Below are 23,381 nucleotides of genomic sequence, written 5' to 3' on the forward strand. Positions count from 1 at the left end.
ATTTTTTTTAAATATTATTTTTAATCTATTAATTCTATTTTTATAAAAATTTAAATAGTATTTAATACTAGAAAATCAAATTTACTAAAATTGTTATTTTATATTATAATGTATTAATTTTATTTAGTATCATTATTTTCAAGTAATTTTGATTTTTTATAAAGAATTTTGGTAATATTTAAATATATTATAATTTATATTATATAACATGTATTTTTGATTAAAGTCAATTTTACTTAATTTAAAGTTGAATTTTATTTGCTTTATAAAAAATTTTATTTAAATTTTAAAAAGTTATATAAAATTTTTTTCTTAATTTATGAAAGAGGTGAAAAAAAAGTGTTTTCTAAAAAGAGTATTTTAATAATTTCTATTTTAGCTATTTTCTGTTTATGTATATCTGGAATTAGTGCTACAGAGATTAATGATACTAATTCAAATTTAATAAGCCAGTCAGATAACTCTCAGATGAATCTAAATAATTCTGTTTATGAAGATTCAAATGAAAATGTATCAGAGGATAATACTAATTCATTTGATGTAGATAATAGTACATTTTTCAATTACTTTGGACAAGATGGTTTCTTAAATAATACAGTTGTACCAGAAGGTTCTACTGTAAATTTACATGGTAATTTTGCAAATATAACCACTTCAGATGGAAATATTTTAGATGGAATTACATTTGATTATAAAGTTACTGTAAATGGTATTAATGCTACTATTTATGATACTACTGTAAGCTTAGCTAATGATGGTATTATTTTAAATGATTTAAGTTTTATTAATAGTAAACAAGATGCTGCAATTATAATTGGAGGTAATAATAATGCTGTCAATGGTGTTTATATTAATCAATCAACTAAAGGCATTGATTCTTATGGAATTTACATTGATAGTGTTTCTAATATTAACTTAACTAATAATAATATATTATTTAATGGAAATGAGAATAAAACTACTACTAATTTCCCAATATATATTAATGATGCTTCTAATATTTTAATTGAAAATAATTCAATTGATAATAATGTTCCTTCTGTTCCATTAGGATATGATAGTAATTATAATGTAATCTGTTATAAAGGAGGTATTGCTGTTATTAGTTCTAATAAAACTTCCTTAAAAAATAATAAGATAAAAACTACTTATAATAATGTTTCAGGTTCTTATGATACTTTATATAATATATTCATTAAAGGGTCTAATACTAGTCTCATTAATAATACAATTATAACTACTGGTAATAGTTATGTATATGGTGTTAATATTAATGGAATCGTATCTTATGGTAATGATGGTAGTTTTATGATTTATTCTTCTTCTTTTATCCTTGATAATAACACTATTATTGTTAATGGAAATAATTATGCAAATGGTATATATGTAAATGGTCCTTCTAATGGTAATATTACTAATAATTATATTAATTCTACTGGTATTACTGTAAGTTATCCTATTGCTTCAGCAGCATGGAGTGGTGCAGCTAATGTTAATTATATTAATAACACAATATATGGTTTAGCTAATTCTGTTTATGGTATTGAATTAATGGGTACTAATGAAACTGTTATATCTAATAATATTACTGGTGATGGTAACTATACTTTAGGTATTGCTTCTAGTGGTGATAATAATGGTTTAATTATTAAAGATAATAATATCATTCTTAATGGTTTAGGTCTTTCTAAACCTACTACTGGTGACTCAATTTCATCTGATAATATAGGTATTGTTGTATATAAAAACAGTGGAATTATTGAAGGTAATAATATTAGTTCTTCTGGTTATTATGGAATAAACCTTACATCAACTTCTAATAATACTGTAATTAATAATAATATTATTGCAAATAATACTGTTGGTGATTATGCAGTTTATAATAATGGAAATAATACTGTTAAAGATAATATACCTATAAAAAATCAATCTAATATTAAAATTGATATTGATGATAATGGAAATATAATTCTTAATTTAACAGATTCTAATGGAAATCCTATACCTGAAGCAAATATTAAATATGCTATAAATGGTACTGAAATAGGTACTATTACTACAGATAAAAAAGGTATTGCTAATATCACAGATTTAGAAGGTAAATTGATTTTTACTGTTAAATATGAAGGAGATAAATATTTCTTTGGATCTGATGTATCTGATAGTTTTATATTAGTTAAAAAAGCTCCTGAAAGATTAGCTACTGTTATTGTTTCTAGTGATTTTAGTCAGACTGCTGTTGATTTTTATCATGGTGAGCGTGGTGGATACTTTACTGTCACTCTTAAAGATCAAAATGGTAATGTTTTAGTTAATAAGCCTGTTAGTGTTGGTTTTAATGGTGTTGTTTATAATCTTGTAACTGATGATGCTGGTGTTGCAAAACTTCAGATTAATCTTGCTTGGAGTGGTATTTATACTTTTGCTGTTGCTTTTTTAGGTGATGATGATTATAATGGTAGTTTTGTTGTTAATAAGATTACTATTAGTCCTAAAGTTTCTAGTATTGCTGTTAGTGGTGTTAATCCTGTTAAGGTTAATGTTTATAGGACTTTGACTTTTACTCTTAAAGGTGTTTCTGCTTTAGATAGTAGAAAGTCTGTTAATGCTGTTGGTAGGGTTTTAACTGTTGTTGTTAATGGTAGGACTTATAATTTGAAAACAGATAAGAATGGTAGAGCAAGTCTTAGGTTAAGGTTTAGTCGTGCTGGTGTTTATACTATTACTACTCGTTTTGTTGGTGATGGTACTTTTGCTGCTAAATCTATGACTAGTAGGATTACTGTAAGAAGATAGTTTTTTTAAAATAGTCATTCACTGACTATTTTACTTTTTTTTAAAATTAATTCTAAATTTTAGACTCTAATTAATCTTTAATAAAATAGTTTTTTTCGTGTTTTCTTGTTTTTTTTTAAATTCAGTAAATAATTAAAATAAGTTAAAGATTAATATATTAAATTAATCTTTTGTAAGTAGTACAACACGACTTATTTTAGATCCATTTGTTATACTACGTCCACAATTTTCTCCAATTTTTGATGCAAATGCATTAACTTCATCATAACTTGGCATATTATCTAAACTTAATCTATCTCTTGATGAACCTACACACATATAGGATTTTACTTCGATATATGTTGGGTCTGCTTTTTCAATAAGTTTTGCATAATCTTCTGGATTAATCATATTTTTTCCTTTAACAAGGGTAATTCGAAGTGCAGTATTATTAGTAAATGTATTAAGAATTTCTAATGATTTATTTAAATTATCCCAAGCTTTGTCTATTTGAGGGTTACATAATTCTTTATATATTTTATTGTTAGGTGCATCTAATGAGAGATATGTTTGACTTGGTTCATTTCCTAATGTATTTAATTTATTATAATTTTGACCATTTGATACAAGAAATGTTGAAAATCCTTGATGGTTAAATTCTCCAATAAGTCCATCAATATCTGGATATAATGTTGGTTCTCCTGCAAGAGAAATTGCTGCATTAGTTGGTTTTTTCATTTCTTCTAATTTTTTTCTATCTGCTTTATCATTACCATAATATCCACATAAAAGTTTATTATGTTCTTTAATCCCATCTTCTACAATAGTTTCTGGATCATCCCATGGACCTTCCCATTCTGTTTTTGTAAGTGATAAATCTCTCCAACAAAAGGAACATTTTTGTTGACAAAATGGGACTGCTGGTGACATTTGTAAACATCTATGTGATTCTATCCCATAAAATTTTTGTTTATAACAAACATCACGATTTACAATACTTTCACGTGTCCAGTGACAAATTTTACATGCTGCATGACCATTTTTTCCTAAAAAACGATATCCACTTTTTTCTAATATCTTTTGTTCTTCCTTTGTTAATGCCATAAGATTACCTAATCTTTTATTTGATATAATTTTTAAGTACTAAAAACTTTAATTTAATACTCTTTAATTATTTATATATTAATTTATAAATTATTATATAATTATTGTAATTTTTAATTTAAAATAATTTTAATTGTATAATTAATGAGGTATAAATTATGGTTAATATTAAAACACCTGTTGTAATCTTAAATTTCAAAACTTATTTAGAAGCAAGTGGAGAAAATGCTTTAAAATTAGCTAAAATGTTAGAAAGTGCTGCTGATGAATCTGGAATTCAAATGATGGCTGTGCCTCAAGCTTGTGATATTTATAGAATAAAAGAAGAAACTAGTATTCCTGTTTTATCTCAACATATTGATAATATTTCTCCAGGAAGTCATACTGGTTCTACTTTATTAAATGCTTTAATGGATAATGGTATTGATGGAAGCTTATTAAACCATTCTGAAAAAAGATTAACTCTTGCTGATATACAGGAAATTAATCAAAAACTAAAAGATAATGATTTGATATCTTGTATATGTACAAATAATGTTGAAACAAGTGTTGCTGCAGCATCTTTTAACCCAGATATTGTTGCTATTGAACCTCCTCAACTTATTGGAACTGGAATTTCAGTATCTCAAGCAGAACCTGAAGTTGTTAAAGGTACTGTAGATAAAGTTAAAGCAGTTAACAAAGATGTTAAAGTTTTATGTGGTGCAGGTATTTCTACTGGTGAAGATATGCGTTCAGCAATTGATTTGGGTGCTGAAGGAGTACTTCTTGCATCTGGTATTGTCAAAGCTAAAGATCCAAGAAATGCTTTAATTGATCTTGTAAGTAAATTATAATTTTTTCTTAATTCTAGCTATTGATAATATTATTTAAAGGTTTAGTTTAATTAGAGATATTTTGTTAAGGTTTTATTTATTTAAAAGTTTAGTTTAATTATATTAATTGGATATTTCTAATTTATTTAAAAATTTAACTTTTTAATTATTTTTAAATTTAAATATTATTTTATATTTAATAATTTCAACAAATGATTTTAAATTAAAATTTAATTTTAATAGAATCAGTTTTTTTATAATTTTTTATTGATAATATGATTGTTTATAGGCCGTTATGTGAAAATGATGATTTAAATATTATTTCTGATTGGATTTATCAAACAGATAAAATATTTAATTTTTTATTTAAAACTAAGGAAAATGCAATTGATGCAATATCTAAATTAATACTCTCAAACACTAAAAATCTTTATTATAAAGATTTTATTACTGTTGCATCTGAAGGAGATAATATATTAGGTATTGTAATTTCTTATAGGGGATGTGATTTTTCATATTCTGAAGTAGTAAAAGCACTTTTAGATACTCATTGTACTTCTTATTTTAGAGCACACATGTTTCCAGTTTTAGATGAAATTCTTGCTTCATATGTTGGAGATAATGAATATTATATAGGAATTTTATATGTAAATCCTAATTTTAGACATAATAAAATGGGTTCTAAATTAGTTAATTATTGTATTAATGAAGCTAAAAACTTAAATTGTGATTGTGTAAAATTAGATGTTGAATCATTTAAAAAGTCATTACCTAATTTTTATGCTAAATTTGGATTTAAACAAGATTCTTATAATTTTTTTAAATCTATTAATAGTTATAATCATAATTTTATTCTTACTATGATTGGAAAAGTTTGTATTTCACATTCATTTGGTCTTGATTATGGTTGTTATGGTATGAAGTTAAATTTAAAATGATTTTTAATTTTTTAATTATTTTTATTTATAAACTTAGGTTTTTTTAAATTAAAAATAAGTAATTTATTTAGAAATTGTTTTTTAATTAAATTAATGATTTCAATAATATAAAATAATATTTTTAAGAGTCAAATTTTATATTAATTTTATTAAGGATGATATTATGGAAAGAGTAGGTAATGTAGTTGCTATTATTGGTATGGATTTAGATTCTAATTCTTATATCTTTGATGATGTTATAGTAGATCCTGGAACTGGTCGTCATTTAGATTATTTCTTTGAAAATCTTAAAGAAGCTAATATAAAAATGGAAGATATTAATAAAATTGTAAATACTCATTGTCATTTTGATCATATGGGGGCAGATGAATATCTTCAAAAAGAATATGGGCTTGAAGTTTATATGCATGAACTTGATGCTGATGCAATTAAAAGATTAGATGGTGAAGAAACAGTTGCAAGTCACTTTGGATCTAAGGTTCCAGATATTGATGTAAATATAATTCATGAAAAAGATAAATTTAATGATTTTGAAGTTATTCATACTCCAGGTCACACTCATGGAGGTATATGTTTATATGATAGTAAATCATTAATTACTGGGGACACTGTATTTTCTGATGGTAGTTTTGGAAGAAGTGATTTTAAAACAGGTAGTACTGATGATATGAAAAATTCACTTAATAGACTTGCTAAATTAGATGTTGAAAATGTTTTTACTGGACATGGTCCATATATAGTTGGAAATGGATCTAAATCTGTTAAATTATCTAGTGATAATGCAAATAAATGGTATTAATTGATTTTTTATTATTTTAATATTTAGTGATAATGTAAATAAAGGTATTAATTGATTTTTTATTATTTAAAATTAATAGAATTTAAATAATTCTATTTTTTTATATTGAAATTGATACGTGTTTTAGATAATTTAAATATTTATTAAAATTTTATTGTGTTTTTTGTTTTAGTTATATTTTTTTGATTTTTTAATTAACTTTAAGATTTTACTAAATTTTATAAAATAGTAATTACATATTTTTTGATTTTTTAATTAACTTTAAGATTTTACTAAATTTTATAAAATAGTAATTACATATTTAATATTAATATATTTTTAAGAGTGGAATAATGGTTGGAAAGTTTTATACTATTGATGATTTTGATGTAGAGGGTAAGACAGTACTTTTAAGGATTGATATTAATTCACCAGTAGATCCAAACACTGGTTCTATTTTAGATGATACTCGTATGAAATTGCATTCTAAGACAATTTTAGAACTTGCAAGAAAAGGAGCTAGGGTAATAATTTTAGCTCATCAATCACGTCCAGGTAAAAAGGATTTTACTACTTTAAGACAACATTCTGATGTTTTAAGTAGGTTGCTTAGAAGAAAAGTTAAATATGTTGATAGTATATTTTCAACTCCTGCTAAACTTGCAATTAATAATTTACGTCCTGGTGAAGTACTTCTTCTTGAGAATGTTAGATTTTTCTCAGAAGAATCATTAAAACGTCCAGTCGAACAACAAGCACAATCAATGATTGTACGTGAACTTTCACCATTAATTGATTATTTTGTTAATGATGCATTTGCAGCAGCTCATCGTGGACAAGTTTCACTTGTAGGTTTTACACTTGATACACCTTCTGCTGCTGGTCGTGTAATGGAGCATGAGTTACATATTATTCAATCTACATTAGATAATGTTAAATCTCCATGTGTATTTGCACTTGGTGGTATGAAAGCTGATGATTCTATTATGGTAGCTGAAAATGTTTGTGCAAATGGTACTGCAGATTATGTTTTAACTAGTGGTCTTGTTGCTAATATTTTCCTTGCAGCAGCAGGATATAATATTGGTAAACCAAATATGGATTTAATTAAATCTCAAGGTTATCTTGATATGATTGATAAATGTAAAGGTTTACTTGATAAATATTCTAATCAAATAATTTATCCTAAAGATGTAGCTGTTGAAATTGATGGTGAAAGAGTAGATGTAAGTATTGATGAAATTCCAGATTATCCAATTTATGATATTGGTAAAAATACTAGTGCAGAATATGCAAAATCTATTATGGATGCAAAAACAATATTTGCAAATGGTCCTGCAGGTGTATTTGAAAATCCATTATTCTCAATAGGTACTGAAGATATTATTAATGCAATTGCATCATCTAAAGGTTATTCTATTATTGGTGGTGGACATATTGGTGCTGCTACAGTAAATATGGGATATGAAAATAAAGTTAATCATGTAAGTAGTGGTGGTGGAGCTTGTATTAATTTACTTGCTGGTAAAAAATTAGATGCTGTTGAAGCATTAATTGATAATAAAAAAAGATTTGATAAAAAATTAAAAATTTAATTTTTATTTTTTTAGTAGGTTTTTTATTATTTTTTATATTTTTTGTTTTTTAGTACTGTTTTTTGTTGTTTTTGTATTTTTTCTGTTGTTTTTAGTAGGTTTTTTATTATTTTTGTATGTTTTTTATTGTTTTCCTGTTGCTTTTTTTAGTATATATTTTATTTCTGATTTTATTATTAAATTGAAATATTATTGAATTTATTTAGATTTATGTTAAAACTTAAAATTATTAATCAATTAAAATTTTTAAATTTAAAACTATATTTAATATAATTTTTGTTTTAGAATAAGTATGATTTTTATTGGGTATAAATAGTATTTTCTTTTAAAATAAGTATATGATTTTTATTTAGCTATAAATTTGTTTTAGAATAAGTATGATTTTTAGTTAGGTATAAAATATTTTATTTTTATAAAAAAAGTTAAGAGTTTAGTTAATTTTTTTAAACTCTTCAAGTAATTTTTCACTAGCTTCTTTTGGTTCTTCAGCATCCATAATAGCAGAAACTACGGATATTCCATCAGCATTTGTGCCTTTTAAATCTTTAACATTATCTATTTTGATTCCACCAATTGCAACTACAGGAATATTTACTGCTTCTTTGATTTTTTTAAATTCTTCAATGCTTACAGAATCTGCATCTTCTTTTGTACTTGTTGGGAAAACTGCTCCACAACCTATATAATCAGCACCGTCTTTTTCTGCTTTTTTAGCTTGTTCAACTGTTTGAGCAGATATTCCAAGTATTCTATCTGGTCCAAGTATATCTCTTGCTATTGACCCATCAATATCCTCTTGACCTACATGTGCACCATCTGCACCAAGACCTATTGCAATACTTAATCTATCATTGATTATAAGCGGAATATTATATTTGTCAGTTATTTCTTTAACTGCTTTTGCTTTTTCATAAAAAGGTATAAGATCAAGTTCTTTTTCACGAACTTGTACAATACTTACTCCACCTTTAATACTTTCTTCAATAATATCTAAGAATTCTTGATTTCTTTTATTTTTACTATTTGTTACAAGATATAAAGAATAATCAATATTTTCCATATTTGTCTATCTCCGTTTTAAAATTAATTAATAAAAAAATTTATTTTAAATGCTATTGAAATCTATTTATTTTAAAATTGAAATAAAATATATTTTTAATTTAATGATTTTATTATATAAATTCAATATATTTCTATTAGTATAAATATTAATATTAATTAATTGAAAATCTTGATTTTTTAAATTAAATTTAAAAATTTAATTTATTTATAATTTTAAGGTATTTAATTTAGCTTTACTTAAAATTTCTTCTTTATTTAATTTATATAATTCATCAATAAGTTGAGTTCTAAAACTACCTGTTCCAAGATTGTTTTCTTTACAGTAATTTCCAGCTATTTCTCCTGCAATTCCCATACTTAATCCAGCACTTATTGTAGCTATTAATTTATCTTCATTTGATCCAATAAATGCACCAAGTATTGAAGATAACATACATCCTGTTCCTGTTATTCTTGGCATCATGTCACTACCATTTTCTATTGTGTATGTGTTTTTTCCATTTGATATAATATCAATTGGACCACTTGCAAATATAATTGTATTAAGTTCTTTTGCTAATTCTTTAACGATTCTTCCATTTACTTTAATATTAGTACTAGATATAATATCTTCATCTGCTACATCTACACCTTTAACAATATTTTCAACATTTTCTAAAATTCCTACAAATTTAGCTATTGCTTTAATTTCAGACATGTTTGCACGTATTGCAGTAGGATGATAATCTCTAATAATTTTTAAACTTGTATCATTTCTAAGTGCACTAATTCCAATTCCTACAGGATCAAGAATTATTGGAGTTCCAATTTTATTTGCTTCATCTGCAGAAGTAAACATTCCTATAATTTGGTTTTTAGTTAAAGTACCAATATTTATTACAATAGAACTATCAATTCTAGCTATTTCTCTTTGTTCTGTTTCATCATTTGACATTAATGGTGATGCTCCAATTGCAAGAACTGCATTTGCACAATCATTAACTGTTACAATATTAGTGATACATTGTGTAAGTGGTGCTTTTGTTCTTAAATTTTCTAATGCTTCGCTACATTTATTAAGTATTTCATTATCCATATTTTAACCTCTTTTTAATTAATATATAAATTATATATTTAATGAATTAAATTTAGCCATTTTTTTAATAGTTTCATAATTTATTTTATATAATTCATCAATAAGATATGCTCTGAAGTTTCCAGTTCCAAGATTGTTTTCTTTACAGTAATTTCCAGCTATTTCTCCTGCAATTGCCATAGTTAAAGCTGCAGTAACTACTCCTATTAATGGTTTGTTTGAACCAACAAATGCTGCTACTACTGCAGAAAGCATACATCCTGATCCTGTTATTCTTGGCATCATGTCGCTACCATTTTCTATAGTGTATATATTTTCCCCATCAGAGATTATATCAATTGGACCGCTAGCCATTACAATTGTATTAAGTTCTTTTGCTAGAGCTTTTACAATTTTACCATTTTTTTCAATATTCTCCTTAGAGATGATATCTTCATCTGCTACATCTACACCTTTTGCTATAGTTTCTTCATTAATAACTCCAATTAATCTAGCAATAGTTTTGATTTCAGACATATTGCCTCTAATTGCAGTAGGTTTATAATCTTTAATTATTTTTAATACAGTTTCATTTCTAAGATTACTTATTCCTACTCCTACAGGATCTAAAATAATTGGAACATTTACTTCATTTGCTTTTTTACAAGCTACAAACATTGCTTTTCTTTGGTCTTTACTTAATTTACCAATATTTATTTCAAGTGCTTTATCTATAACTACAACTTCTTCCTCTTCTTCTGCATCATCTGCCATCATAGGTGATCCACCTACTGCAAGAACTGCATTTGCACAGTCATTAGATGTAACTATATTCGTTATACATTGGGTTAATGGGCTTATATTTTTAATGTTTGAAAGTCCTTCTTTTGTTTGTTCTAGAATTTTTTCACTTGTAATCATATTATTCTCTTTAAATATTTTTTTATTTTAAAAAAATTTTGTGTCAAAAACTTAAAATTTAAATTTTATTTAATTTTTAATTTTAAATATTAACTTTATTTAAAATTTTTAATTAAATATATAATCATGATACATTTTTAAAAATAGATATTATCTAATTTAAAATTGTAATTTATAAGTATCTTGAAAACTTATTTATTTAAAAAATTTAAGTTTATTAAATCAATCTATTTTTAAAATTAAATAAGTGATTTTTAAATTATTTAATAAATTTTAACAAGAATTACTTATTATATTTATAATATAACATTTGTTAATTTTTATATTTATTCTATTCTATACTTTTTTTATAAAAATAATAATAACATTTATATATTAAATTGGATAAAAGTAGTTATGTTAGTATACCAATTATGCCTCGGTGGCTCAGTCGGTAGAGCGCCAGACTTGTAATCTGGTGGTCGGGGGTTCAATTCCCCCTCGGGGCTTTTAATATTATTTAAATTTTTTTAAATATTATTAAAATATTTGTTTAGTTTTTTACTATGTTAATATGTTATTTTTTTAATATCTAGTGAAAATTCATTTATGTTTTTTCTATTATTTGTTTAGAGAGAACTTTATTAATGTATTTTTATTAAATATAATAAAAATTTAATAAATTTTATAGTAAAAACGAAATATTTATATATGACTTTAATCTAAAGTATTAGATAGTTATATTGTTTATATAATTTCATATGGGACCGTAGGGTAGCTTGGTCGATCCTTTGGGCTTTGGGAGCCTGAGACTCCGGTTCAAATCCGGGCGGTCCCACTGTCCCGCCTTAGCTCAATTTGGCAGAGCGTTGGACTGTAGATCCAAATGTTGCTGGTTCAAGTCCGGCAGGCGGGATTTAATATTTTAAATTTATCATATTTGTGTATTTTTCATTTTTTTATAGTGAAATATGCAAACATTTATATACTATGATGATTAAAGTATTAATAGTTGCATATTATAGAGTTTAATATGTTAATTTTATTTAGTTACTGTGCCTTGGTGGTGTAGGGGCTATCATGTGGGCCTGTCGAGCCCGCGACTCGGGTTCAAATCCCGGCCAAGGCGCTTTTCTAAAAGTGAATTAACTTTAATTCTTAATTTTACAAAAGCTTTATATAGTATGCTAACATAAATAAATATTGGAAACTATCCAAAATTTAAATGTATTTGTGAGGGCTCGTAGCTCAGTCTGGCAGAGCGCTTGGCTTTTAACCAAGCGGCCGCGGGTTCAATTCCCGTCGGGCCCGTTTTCTAGTTTTTTTATATTTTTATTTTATGAGTTTTTCAATAATTTTTTATCGATTTTTCATATTTGGAGGAAATTAATTTGAAATTGGATATCCAAAAACATGATTTAGTTCCTAAACATGAGATTTTAAGTGAAAAAGAAAAAGAAGAATTTATAGAAAATTTAGAATATGATGAAGAAAACCTTCCAAAAATTTTATTAAAAGATCCTGTTGTTAAAGAAATAGGTGCTAAAGAAGGAGACATTCTTAGAATTACTCGTGAAAGTAAAACTGCTGGAATGTTTGTAACTTACAGATTAGTTGTAGACAGAGATTCTGATTAGATACTGATATTATTAAATAGTTTAATCATAAAATATATTTTAGTAAATAAAATTTAAGTATTTTAGTCATTGCTTTTTTTTAATTATTAATTTCTGCACATCTGATTATGTAATTCTTAAATTTAATTTAGTTTTAGTATATTCTGTATGTTTACTACTTTTTTATAGTAGTACTAGAAATTGACTAGTGTACTATTTTTTTTTACTAATTATAATTATTAAAGTATATGCTCTTTATTTTAGATTATTGATTATTCTTATTTTATTAAATATTTACTTATGTATCCATTTTTATTGTATTGTAAATTTTTTTAAAAAGTATTGGAGGAAGTTCATGACAAAAGAGACATGGGCATTAGTAGATTCATTTTTTGATGAATATAATTTAGTAGACCATCATATTAAATCATATAATGATTTTGTAGAAAACCGTATTCAAAAAATTATAGATATTACTGATCCTATTAGTTTAGAAAAAGGTAAATATACTGTACGTACTGGTAAATTACATATTGAACCACCTTTTACTAAAGAAGCAGATGGTTCTAAAAGTGAAATTTATCCTACTGAAGCTAGACTTAGAAATTTAAACTATTCTGCTCACATGTATTTACAAATGGCATTAGATGTTGAAGGCGAACCTGAAGCTGAATTTGAGGATGTTTATATTGGTGAATTACCAGTTATGCTTAAATCAAATATTTGTCATTTAAATGGTTTAAGTGATGAAGAATTAAAAGATATTGGTGAAGATCCTCAAGATCCTGGAGGATATTTCATTGTAAATGGTTCTGAAAGAGCAGTAGTTACAATGGAAGAAATTGCACCAAATAAAATAATATTAGAAAGAATAGGAAATATTGAAGATAGACGTGCTAAAGCTGTTGTTACTTCTATTAAAAGTGGTTTTAGAGCAAGAATTAACTTAGAATATAAAAAACCTCGTAAAAAAGGCGTATTTTTAAGAATTTCTTTCCCTTATGTTCCTGGTGAAATTCCTCTTGTTATTCTTTTACGTGCTTTAGGTCTTTCTACTGATCAAGAAATTATTAAAGCTATATCTAAAGATGATTTTAACTTCCAAATGATGATTGCAGATGATATTCAAGTATCTGAACCATCATTAAAACTTGATCCTAATGAAATGACTGATTTAACTAAAGAAGAAAGAAGGGATTATTTAAGTCAACAAGCTCTTAAATTTATTGGTAATCGTGTAGCTAAAGGAATGGGTGAAGATTATCGTATCAAACGTGCAAAAGATGTTATTGATAGGTATTTATTACCTCATATGGGTACTGAACCTGAAAAACGTCACGATAAAGCTATATATTTAGCTGAAATGACTGAAATGTTACTTCAAGTTATTGAAGGTCAACGTGAACCACATGATAAAGATCATTATACTAATAAAAGATTAAGAGTATCTGGAGATTTAATGGAAGATTTATTTAGAGTAGCTTTCACTTCACTTACTAGGGATATGAGTTATCAATTAGAAAGAAGTATTTCAAGAGGTAAAGAACTTTCAATTAAACAAGCTGTAAGATCTGATGTTTTAACAGAGAATATTAAACATGCTATTGCAACTGGTAATTGGGTTGGAGGTAGAGCTGGTGTAAGCCAACTTTTAGATAGGACAAGTTATATGGGAACTCTTTCTCATTTAAGACGTGTTGTATCTCCTTTAACAAGAAGTCAACCTCACTTTGAAGCAAGAGATTTACACCCAACACAATTTGGTAAAATATGTCCAAATGAAACTCCTGAGGGTCCTAATTGTGGTTTAGTTAAAAACTTAGCATTAATGTGTAAAATATCTGAAGGTTCAGATACTCAGGAAATTGTTGATGTTATTAAAAGTATGGGAGTATTGAAAGAATCTCAATAGATTTCTGGAGGATTATTATTTATGGAAGATGCTAAAATTTATATTAATGGTGAACTCCTTGGTTATTGTGATGATCCAGAAACATTCACTCAAGAAATGAGAGAAAAAAGGAGAGCTGGAGAAATTTCATATGAAATGAATATCACTTATTACGAGGATAATAATGAAATTTACATATTCAATGATCCAGGTAGAGCTAGAAGACCTTTAATCATTGTTAAAGATGGTAAACCTCTTTTAACTAAAGATCATTTAGATCAAGTTTCTGTTAAAGATTTAAAATGGCAAGATTTAATTAATATGGGTCTTATTGAATATCTTGATGCTGAAGAAGAAGAAAATGCATATATTGCAATGACTCTTGAAGATTTGAATGATGAAACAAATCCTTTCAGAAATGAATACACTCATTTAGAAATAGATCCAGCAACTATGTTAGGTATTTGTGCTGGAATTATTCCATTTTCAGATCATAATTCTTCACCAAGGAATACTATGGAATCTGGTATGACAAAACAAGCATTAGGTTTATATGTATCTAATTATGGTTTACGTACTGATACAAGGGCACATTTGTTACATCACCCTCAAAAACCTATTGTTAAAACACGTATTATTGATTCAACAGATTATGATGAAAGACCTTCTGGTCAAAACTTCGTTGTAGCTTTAATGAGTTATGAAGGATATAACATGGAAGATGCTATGATTTTAAATAAATCTTCTATTGAAAGAGGTTTAGGTAGAAGTTCTTTCTTTAGGTCATATGACACTTCAGAGAAACGTTATCCTGGTGGTCAAGAAGATAAATTTGAAGTTCCAGATAAAAATATTAAAGGTTATCGTTCAGAAGATGCATACAGACATCTTGATGAAGATGGTGTTGTAAATCCTGAAAGTTATGTAGAATCTGGAGATGTTCTTATTGGAAAAACATCACCTCCAAGATTCCTTGAAGAAATTGATGAATTTGGTACAGTTTCAGAAAAAAGAAGAGAAACTTCTGTTACTGTTCGTCATGGTGAAAAAGGTATTGTTGATGCAGTACTTTTAACTGAAACAGTTGAAGGTAGTCGTCTTGCAAAAATACGTGTAAGAGATACAAGACAACCTGAATTTGGTGATAAATTCGCATCAAGACACGGTCAAAAAGGTGTAGTTGGCCTTATATTATCTCAAGATGATGTTCCATTTACTGAAGATGGAATTGTTCCTGATGTAATTGTAAATCCTCACGCTATCCCTTCAAGGATGTCTGTTGGACAAGTACTTGAAATGGTTGCAGGTAAAGCCGGATGTCTTGCTGGTAAAAGAGTAGATGGTACTCCATTTAATAAAGAAATAGAAAAAGAAATTAAAGAAACTTTAATAGATTATGGTTTTGAATCTGCAGGATGTGAATCATTATACAGTGGAGTTACTGGTGAAAGAATAGAAGCTGAAATTTTCGTTGGAGTAGCATTCTATCAGAAATTACATCATATGACTTCTGATAAAGTTTATGCTCGTTCAAGAGGTCCTGTACAAGTACTTACACGTCAACCTACTGAAGGTAGGGCTCGTGAAGGTGGTTTAAGATTTGGAGAAATGGAAAGAGATTGTCTTATTGCACATGGTGCAGCACTTACTCTTAAAGAAAGATTATTAGATGAATCAGATAAATACGAAGCTATTGTCTGTGGTAATTGTGGTATGCTTGCAGTATATGATAAAGGTAGAAATAAAACTTATTGTCCTATCTGTGGAGATACTGAATCTTATCCAATTGAAATATCTTATGCATTTAAACTTTTACTTGATGAACTTAAAAGTTTATGTATCTTCCCTAAATTAGTCTTAGGAGACAAAGTTTAGACGAAGCATGTTGTTGAATTAAATTATTGATATTTATTATGAAGGAGCCAATAATTTGAGAGATGATGGAATTATTAAAAAAATTAAACAGATTAATTTTGGACTTATGTCTCCTGAACAAATTAGGAAATTATCTGTAGTTAAAATTCAAACTCCTGATACTTATGATGAGGATGGTTATCCTATTGAAAATGGTTTAATGGATCCTCATTTAGGTGTTATTGATCCTAGTTTAAAATGCCGTACTTGTGGTTATAGGGGAGGAGACTGTGAAGGACACTTTGGTAGTATTGATTTAGCAAGACCAGTTGTTCATGTTGGTTTTGGTGATGTAATACATAAAATATTACGTTCTACTTGTAATGAATGTGGTCGTATCCTTCTTGATGATGTTGAAATTGAGGAATTTAAACAAAAAATTGATTTTTGTAAAGCACATGATGAAAACATTAATGATATAATTAAAGAAGTTTATAATGCTGCTAAAAAAAGTACATGTCCTCATTGTGGTGCAGAACAAGAAGATATTAAAATAGATAAACCTACAACTATTACTCAAGGTGACTATAAATTAACTGCTAGTGAAGTTAGGGAAAAATTAGAAAGAATTAGTGATGATGATGCTTACGTTTTAGGTGTAAATCCGGAAGTAGCACGTCCAGAATGGATGGTTCTTACTGTTCTTCCTGTTCCTCCAGTAACTGTAAGACCTTCTATTACATTAGATACTGGTGAAAGGTCAGAAGATGATTTAACCCATAAACTTGTAGATATTTTAAGAATTAATCAAAGACTTATTGAAAATATGGAAGCAGGTGCTCCTCAACTTATTGTTGAAGATTTATGGGAACTTTTACAATACCATGTTACAACTTACTTTGATAATGAAGCAAGTGGTGTTCCTCCTGCTAGACATAGATCTGGAAGACCTCTTAAAACTTTAGCTCAAAGGTTAAAAGGTAAAGAAGGAAGATTCAGAAGTAATTTATCTGGTAAAAGGGTTAATTTTTCTGCACGTACTGTAATTTCTCCTGATCCAAATATATCTATTAATGAAGTCGGTGTACCTGAAATGATTGCTAAAGAGGTAACTGTACCTACTTATGTAAATGAATGGAACATCGATGAAATGAAAGAATATATTAATAATGGACCTAATGTTCATCCAGGTGCTAATTATGTTGTCCGTTTAGATGGAAGAAAAATTAGGGTTTATGATGAAACTAAAGATAAAATTTTAGAACAATTAAAACCCGGTTACATTGTAGAAAGACATCTTCATGATGGAGATATGGTTTTATTTAACCGTCAACCTTCCCTTCATAGAATGTCTATGATGGCTCATGAAGTTAAAGTTTTACCTTATAAAACATTTAGATTAAACTTATGTGTATGTCCTCCATATAATGCAGATTTCGATGGAGACGAAATGAATATGCACATTATACAAACTGATGAAGCTAGAGCAGAAGCTAAATCTATTATGAGGGTTCAAGAACATATTCTTTCTCCAAGGTATGGTGGACCAATTATTGGAGCTATTCACGATCACATTTCTGGAGGATATTTATTCACTAGAAAAGAATCAGTATATTCTGAAGAAGATGCATTTCAATTAATTAGAAAATCACATCTTAAAATGCCTAAACGTAAACATAAAGATTGGACTGGTAAAGAATTATTCAGTCTTTTATTACCTGATGACTTAAATATGAGTTATAGGGCTAATATTTGCAGACACTGTGAAGATGGATGTCTTAAACAAGATTGTAAAAATGAAGCATATGTTGTTATTAAAAATGGAGAACTTGTTTCCGGTATTATTGATGAAAATGCATATGGTTCAGGTTCTGGTAAAATCTTAGATAGGATTGCTAAAGAGTATGGTCCTTCTGCTGCTCGTGAATTCCTTGATAGATCTACTGATATGGCTATTGCAGGTATTATGAAAACTGGTATCACTACCAGTCTTAATGATGAAGAAATTCCTGAAGAAGCACAAGAAAGAATCAGTGAACATTTATTAAAAGCAGAAAAAGATGTAGATGAACTTGTTGATACATATAATGAAGGATATCTTGCACCTTTACCAGGTAGAAGTCTTGAAGAAACATTAGAAATGAGAATTGTACAGGTTCTTGGTGAAGCAAGGGATAAAGCAGGAGCAATTACTGAGAAATACTTTGGTAATGTTAAAGATGAATCTATTGTTTCATGTCACAATAAATTTGATATGTCTAATCACTCTGTAGTAATGGCAAAAACTGGTGCAAGAGCATCTATGTTAAATTTAACTCAGATTGCTGCTTGTGTAGGACAACAAGCTATTCGTGGTGGACGTATTAATAGGGGTTATAAAGATAGAGTATTACCTCACTTTAGGAAAAAAGAATTAGGTGCTAAAGCTAAAGGATTTGTTTATTCTAGTTATAAAAGTGGTCTTGATCCTATTGAATTCTATTTCCACGCAATGGGTGGAAGAGAAGGTCTTGTAGATACTGCTATTCGTACTGCTCAATCTGGTTATATGCAAAGAAGACTTGTAAATGCACTTGAAGATTTAAAAGTTAATTCTAAAGGTCTTGTTACTGATAATTGTGGTATGGTTATCCAAACTATGTTTGGTGAAGATGGTGTAGATCCTGCAAAAAGTGATCATGGTAAAGTAGTTGATCTTGAAAAAGTCATTAGTGAAATGAGAGTTAATTCTAACTCTAAAAAATCAGCTAAAAAAGAACCTTATGAATTAACTTATGATTATGGTAAATCTAACCCAAAAGAAAATCCAATTTTCAAATGGGTAAACGGTGAAATGTATAAACAAAATAAAGGTAAAACTGAGAAAGTGGAGGAGTAGAGTATGTCTGAAGAAACTTTTGATGAGGCTAAAACATTAGTTAAAAGTATTGTAAAAGATAAAGGTTTACAATTTCCTAAATCTTATATAGAAGACATAAGTAATGCTCGTATTAAACATGATTTAACTGATGATGAATTAAGTAAAGTTATTGATAAAGTACAAGAAGCTTATGAAAGATCTTTCATCCAAGCTGGAGAGGCTGTTGGTACTGTTGCAGCACAATCTGTAGGAGAACCAGGTACTCAGATGACTATGCGTACTTTCCACTTTGCTGGAGTATCTGAATTAAACGTAACATTAGGTTTACCTAGGCTTATTGAGATTGTAGATGCTAGGAAAAAAATTGCAACTCCTACTATGGATATTTATCTTAGTGGTGAAATTGCAGATGGTAAAGACTTAGCACCTAATCAAGATGAAGAATTTGTAAGAAAACTTGCAAATTATATTGGTAAAAGTACTATCAATGATGTAATTGAAGATTTTAATATTAATTATGCTGAAATGGAAGTTGAAGTTAAATTAAATAAATCTAAAATCGTTGATGATAAAAAACTTGACTATGATGACATAATTTCTAAAATGGAAAAAATAACTAAAAAGGTTGATGTTGATAAAGATGATGATTCTAAATTTACATTACAACCTTCTAAAAGTTCAATTAGGGAATTACGTCTTTTAGCTGATAAAATAAGAGATACTCAAATCAGTGGTTTAAAAGGAATTGGTAAAGTTATTATTAGAAAAGAAGAAGAATATACTTTACACACAGAAGGTTCTAATTTAAAAGAAATTCTTAAAATTGATGGTGTTGACAATAGAAAAACTAAAACCAATGATATCTATGAAATTTACACTGTTTTAGGTATTGAAGCAGCACGTAATGCTATTATTAACGAAGCAGTAAGTACTCTTGAAAACCAAGGTCTTTCTGTTGATATAAGACATATTATGTTAGTTGCTGATATGATGACTTCTGAAGGAGTAGTTAAATCTATTGGTCGTCATGGTATTGGTGGAGAAAAATCAAGTGTTCTTGCTCGTGCAGCATTTGAAGAAACTGGTAAACATTTACTTAGAGCTAGTATTCATGGTGAAATCGATAAACTTACTGGTGTTATTGAAAATATCATTATTGGTCAACCAATTCCACTTGGTACTGGTTCAGTACATGTTGTTATGGATGAAAAATACGATTAAAAATAGTTTTTTGGATATTTTTAAATATCCTTTTTATTATTTTTTTAAAAATCTTAAAATTATATTATAATAATATATAAAATATTTTTTTATTTACATTAAGTTTATAAACTATGTTTATATAATTTAAATTGTGCTGTATTTTTTTTATAAAAAATGTATTTTATTTTTTTCAGATGTGAAACTTATTATTTAATTAATAGTTTTGCTTAAATTTTTTACAGTTTTTTGCTGTAATAATATTTCTAAATTAATATTTGATTGATTTTAGAAATTTCAAGTATTTTTTTAATACTTATTTGCAGATTCTAAAATTTAGACTCTGTTACAATGGATTTAATCCATTTTTATTATAATTAAATATTTAAAGGAGGCAGATGATGGACGTAGATAGAGCAATCAGGGTAGCAGTAGATACAGGTGATGTAATCTTAGGCTCTGAAAAATCAATTCAATCTTTAAAATTAGGTAAAGGACAACTTGTTATTGTTGCAAAAAATAGTCCTAAAGATATTATTGAAGATGTAGAATACTATTCTAAACTTTCTAATGTTCCTTACTATGTTTATGATGGTACCAGTGTAGTTCTTGGTTCAGTTTGTGGTAAACCATTTACAGTAGCAACATTAGTCATTAACGATCCAGGAGATTCTACTATTTTAGAAGTAATGGGGTAGATTTTAGTGTCTATTAAATTTAATTCTAATGAGATTAGATATATTGCATTATTTGAAAATATGACTGGTGCAATGGTTAAAGATTGTATCATTGATGAAGATAATGCAAAAGTTACTTTTGTTGTTAAAAATGGAGATATGGGTTTAGCAATTGGTAAAGGTGGAAGTACTGTAAATAAAGTTAAAAGAGCAGTAGATAAAGGTGTTGAAATCGTTGAATATTCTGACGATCCAACTGTATTTATTAAAAATCTTCTTTCTCCCGCAGAACTTCAATCTATTAAAGTTACTAGAAAAGAATCTGGAGATATTGTTGCTACTGTTACTGCAGACAATACTAATAAACGTATTGCTATTGGTAAAGGCGGAGTAAATATCGAAAGAGCTAAACTTTTAGCAAATAGGCAACATAATATTAGTAATATTATTTTAAAATAAGCTAAATTATTAATTTTAATATAGTATTTTTATATTTTGTTATCTTTTATAAAAAAAGGAATTTCTTTCCTTTTTCCATCATTTTTTATTTTTTTTATTTTTACTTTATTTAAATTATTTAAATTATTTAAATTTATTTTTCTTTAAAATGAATTGTTTTAGAGATAATTAAATTTTTAAACATATTTTAATAAAACATTATTTTATTAATTTTTTATTTTAAATTTATATTTTATCAAATTGTTTAGATATTGATAATTTTATATCGTTTATTAGTAAATTTATTTAAGTATTTTGATAAATTAAATATTGAATTTAATTTTTATTTAAAAATTTTGAATTCATTATTTTAATTGCTATTTTTTATTATAAACATTACATTTATATGTAATTATTAACATAATTTATACTAATAGATATTGCTAAAATTTAGCTATGTTGTTTTTTCCTTAAATCTTTTATTTTTAATTTTAAGGATTATTTTATTAGATTTAACATAGGATATATAGTTATCGTGTGCCTTTTTACTATATGTTATTTTATTTTATTCATTAGCATTATCTACAGATAAATATCATATATTATTAATTTTTAATGATTATTTGTCGTATTTTATGATGATTCTATTTTGATTAAAAATTTAGATTGCATTATAAAATCATCAGTATAATGTAAATCGCAGCGGTGGATTTTTAATTTCAATAGTTTATTCTATTAATTATTTACAAAAAATTTAAAGAGGAAATATAATGCCAGGACTTTTCGCAGCAGGTAAACTTAAAAAAAATAGACAAAATTTTAAGTGGAAAGATGTAGATTATAAAAGGAAAGCATTACGTTTAGATGTTAAAGCTGATCCTCTCGAAGGAGCTCCTCAAGCTAGGGGAATTGTCATCGAAAAAGTAGGTATCGAAGCAAAACAGCCTAACTCTGCTATTCGTAAATGTGTACGTGTTCAATTAATTAAAAATGGTAAACAATTAACCGCTTTTGCACCAGGTGATGGAGCAATTGGATTTATTGATGAACATGATGAAGTAATGATTGAAGGAATTGGAGGACCATCTGGAAGATCTATGGGTGATATTCCTGGAGTCCGTTGGAAAGTATCCAAAGTTAATAATGTAGCTTTATCTGAAATGGTTTCAGGTAAAATTGAAAAACCTGTAAGGTGATTATTGTGTCTAATTTATTATTTGATAAATGGGATTTATCTGAAGTTGAAGTAAGTGACTTAGGTTTAGTTAGATACATCTGTTTAGATGAAACTATTCCTCACACCTCAGGTAGACATGTAAAAAGACAATTTGCAAAATCCAAAGTTTCTATTGTTGAAAGATTAATGAACAAAATTATGAAAACTTCTATTAACTCTGGTAAAAAAAATAAAGCATATTCTATTGTTGATGAAGCTTTAGATATTATTCATGATAAAACTAAAAAGAATCCGGTTCAAATTTTAGTTACTGCAGTAGAAAATACTGCACCTCGTGAAGAAACTACTCGTATTAAATATGGTGGTGTAGGATACCAAGTTCCTGTAGATATTTCTCCACAAAGAAGGGTAGATTTATCTTTAGGTTTTATTACAAGAGGAACTTACCAATCTGCATTTAAAAATAGAAAATCAGCAGGTCAATGTTTAGCAGATGAATTACTCCTTGCATCTAATGAAGATTCAAGAAGCTTTGCTTTACAGAAAAAAGAAGAAAAAGAAAGAGTAGCTAAAGCAGCTCACTAGGCTTATGGCCTAATTTAGTTTGAAGTTAATATGACTTTTAAACTATTTTTTATGTTTTATAG

General features: G+C 27.0%; 17 protein-coding genes, 5 tRNA genes and 1 pseudogene. 19 read left to right on the forward strand and 4 right to left on the reverse strand.

The features are described 5' to 3' along the window. Window positions 1-339: 339 nt before the first annotated feature. A complete protein-coding gene (locus tag T523_RS04930) occupies window positions 340-2,796 on the forward strand; it encodes a beta strand repeat-containing protein (RefSeq protein WP_156929594.1) in 2,457 nt (818 codons plus the stop codon). A gap of 162 nt (window positions 2,797-2,958) precedes the next feature. Here T523_RS04930 and twy1 read toward each other — a convergent pair whose 3' ends face one another. After that, a complete protein-coding gene (gene twy1 / locus T523_RS04935; RefSeq protein ID WP_042707803.1) occupies window positions 2,959-3,879 on the reverse strand; it encodes a 4-demethylwyosine synthase TYW1 in 921 nt (306 codons plus the stop codon). 167 nt (window positions 3,880-4,046) lie between these two features. On the opposite strand from twy1, the gene tpiA reads away from it, so the two are divergent. The 4 genes from tpiA (at window position 4,047) to T523_RS04955 (ending at window position 8,005) form a co-directional block, all read left to right on the forward strand. Beyond that, window positions 4,047-4,715 (forward strand): triose-phosphate isomerase, encoded by a 669-nt coding sequence (gene tpiA / locus T523_RS04940; protein WP_042707862.1) that lies wholly within the window; start codon window positions 4,047-4,049, stop codon window positions 4,713-4,715. 254 nt (window positions 4,716-4,969) lie between these two features. After that, the gene (locus T523_RS08765) at window positions 4,970-5,632 is read left to right on the forward strand and encodes a GNAT family N-acetyltransferase (protein ID WP_052334647.1); all 663 of its coding nucleotides are present in this window, start codon (window positions 4,970-4,972) and stop codon (window positions 5,630-5,632) included. Window positions 5,633-5,795: 163 nt separating this feature from the next. After that, window positions 5,796-6,431 carry an MBL fold metallo-hydrolase gene (locus T523_RS04950; protein ID WP_042707804.1) on the forward strand — a complete coding sequence of 212 codons (636 nt, stop codon included), beginning with the start codon at window positions 5,796-5,798 and terminating at the stop codon, window positions 6,429-6,431. A gap of 329 nt (window positions 6,432-6,760) precedes the next feature. After that, on the forward strand, window positions 6,761-8,005 hold the full coding sequence (locus T523_RS04955) for a phosphoglycerate kinase (RefSeq protein ID WP_042707805.1): 1,245 nt from the start codon (window positions 6,761-6,763) through the stop codon (window positions 8,003-8,005). A 430-nt stretch (window positions 8,006-8,435) separates the two neighbouring features. On the opposite strand, the gene thiE is transcribed toward T523_RS04955, so the two are convergent. From thiE to thiM (T523_RS04970), 3 genes are all read right to left on the reverse strand, one after another. Further along, window positions 8,436-9,065, reverse strand: a complete 630-nt coding sequence (thiE, locus tag T523_RS04960) for a thiamine phosphate synthase (RefSeq protein WP_042707806.1) — start codon at window positions 9,063-9,065, stop codon at window positions 8,436-8,438. A 207-nt stretch (window positions 9,066-9,272) separates the two neighbouring features. Next, window positions 9,273-10,142, reverse strand: a complete 870-nt coding sequence (thiM, locus tag T523_RS04965; RefSeq protein ID WP_042707807.1) for a hydroxyethylthiazole kinase — start codon at window positions 10,140-10,142, stop codon at window positions 9,273-9,275. 30 nt (window positions 10,143-10,172) lie between these two features. After that, entirely contained in the window at window positions 10,173-11,042 is an 870-nt protein-coding gene (gene thiM, locus T523_RS04970; protein ID WP_042707808.1) for a hydroxyethylthiazole kinase, read from the reverse strand. A 415-nt stretch (window positions 11,043-11,457) separates the two neighbouring features. On the opposite strand from thiM (T523_RS04970), the gene T523_RS04975 reads away from it, so the two are divergent. The 14 genes and pseudogenes from T523_RS04975 (at window position 11,458) to T523_RS05040 (ending at window position 23,319) form a co-directional block, all read left to right on the forward strand. Beyond that, window positions 11,458-11,530: transfer RNA gene (locus T523_RS04975), tRNA-Thr, on the forward strand. A gap of 254 nt (window positions 11,531-11,784) precedes the next feature. After that, window positions 11,785-11,859: transfer RNA gene (locus tag T523_RS04980), tRNA-Pro, on the forward strand. Window positions 11,860-11,863: 4 nt separating this feature from the next. Further along, window positions 11,864-11,937 (forward strand) — tRNA-Tyr (locus T523_RS04985). Between the two features lie 141 nt (window positions 11,938-12,078). Further along, window positions 12,079-12,150, forward strand: a tRNA-Asp gene (locus T523_RS04990). 108 nt (window positions 12,151-12,258) lie between these two features. Next, window positions 12,259-12,332: transfer RNA gene (locus T523_RS04995), tRNA-Lys, on the forward strand. Window positions 12,333-12,412: 80 nt separating this feature from the next. Further along, on the forward strand, window positions 12,413-12,658 hold the full coding sequence (locus tag T523_RS05000; protein WP_042707809.1) for a DNA-directed RNA polymerase subunit H: 246 nt from the start codon (window positions 12,413-12,415) through the stop codon (window positions 12,656-12,658). Between the two features lie 334 nt (window positions 12,659-12,992). Then, a complete protein-coding gene (locus T523_RS05005; protein ID WP_042707810.1) occupies window positions 12,993-14,549 on the forward strand; it encodes a DNA-directed RNA polymerase subunit B'' in 1,557 nt (518 codons plus the stop codon). Window positions 14,550-14,570: 21 nt separating this feature from the next. Beyond that, window positions 14,571-16,403, forward strand: coding sequence for a DNA-directed RNA polymerase subunit B (rpoB, locus tag T523_RS05010; RefSeq protein ID WP_042707811.1), 1,833 nt, complete (start codon window positions 14,571-14,573; stop codon window positions 16,401-16,403). Between the two features lie 55 nt (window positions 16,404-16,458). After that, window positions 16,459-19,140: pseudogene (locus T523_RS05015) on the forward strand (DNA-directed RNA polymerase subunit A'); the annotation flags it as partial. A gap of 123 nt (window positions 19,141-19,263) precedes the next feature. Further along, window positions 19,264-20,463, forward strand: a complete 1,200-nt coding sequence (rpoA2, locus tag T523_RS05020; protein ID WP_042707812.1) for a DNA-directed RNA polymerase subunit A'' — start codon at window positions 19,264-19,266, stop codon at window positions 20,461-20,463. A gap of 377 nt (window positions 20,464-20,840) precedes the next feature. Beyond that, complete coding sequence (locus T523_RS05025) at window positions 20,841-21,140, forward strand: 50S ribosomal protein L30e (protein ID WP_198016029.1); 300 nt, start codon at window positions 20,841-20,843, stop codon at window positions 21,138-21,140. Between the two features lie 6 nt (window positions 21,141-21,146). Continuing rightward, entirely contained in the window at window positions 21,147-21,578 is a 432-nt protein-coding gene (locus tag T523_RS05030; protein ID WP_042707814.1) for a NusA-like transcription termination signal-binding factor, read from the forward strand. Between the two features lie 749 nt (window positions 21,579-22,327). Then, window positions 22,328-22,753, forward strand: a complete 426-nt coding sequence (locus T523_RS05035; protein ID WP_016357966.1) for a 30S ribosomal protein S12 — start codon at window positions 22,328-22,330, stop codon at window positions 22,751-22,753. Window positions 22,754-22,758: 5 nt separating this feature from the next. Beyond that, complete coding sequence (locus T523_RS05040) at window positions 22,759-23,319, forward strand: 30S ribosomal protein S7 (RefSeq protein WP_042707815.1); 561 nt, start codon at window positions 22,759-22,761, stop codon at window positions 23,317-23,319. The last annotated feature ends 62 nt before the right edge of the window (window positions 23,320-23,381 follow it).

Source organism: Methanobrevibacter wolinii SH (assembly GCF_000621965.1).
Taxonomy (GTDB): Archaea; Methanobacteriota; Methanobacteria; order Methanobacteriales; family Methanobacteriaceae; genus Methanarmilla; species Methanarmilla wolinii.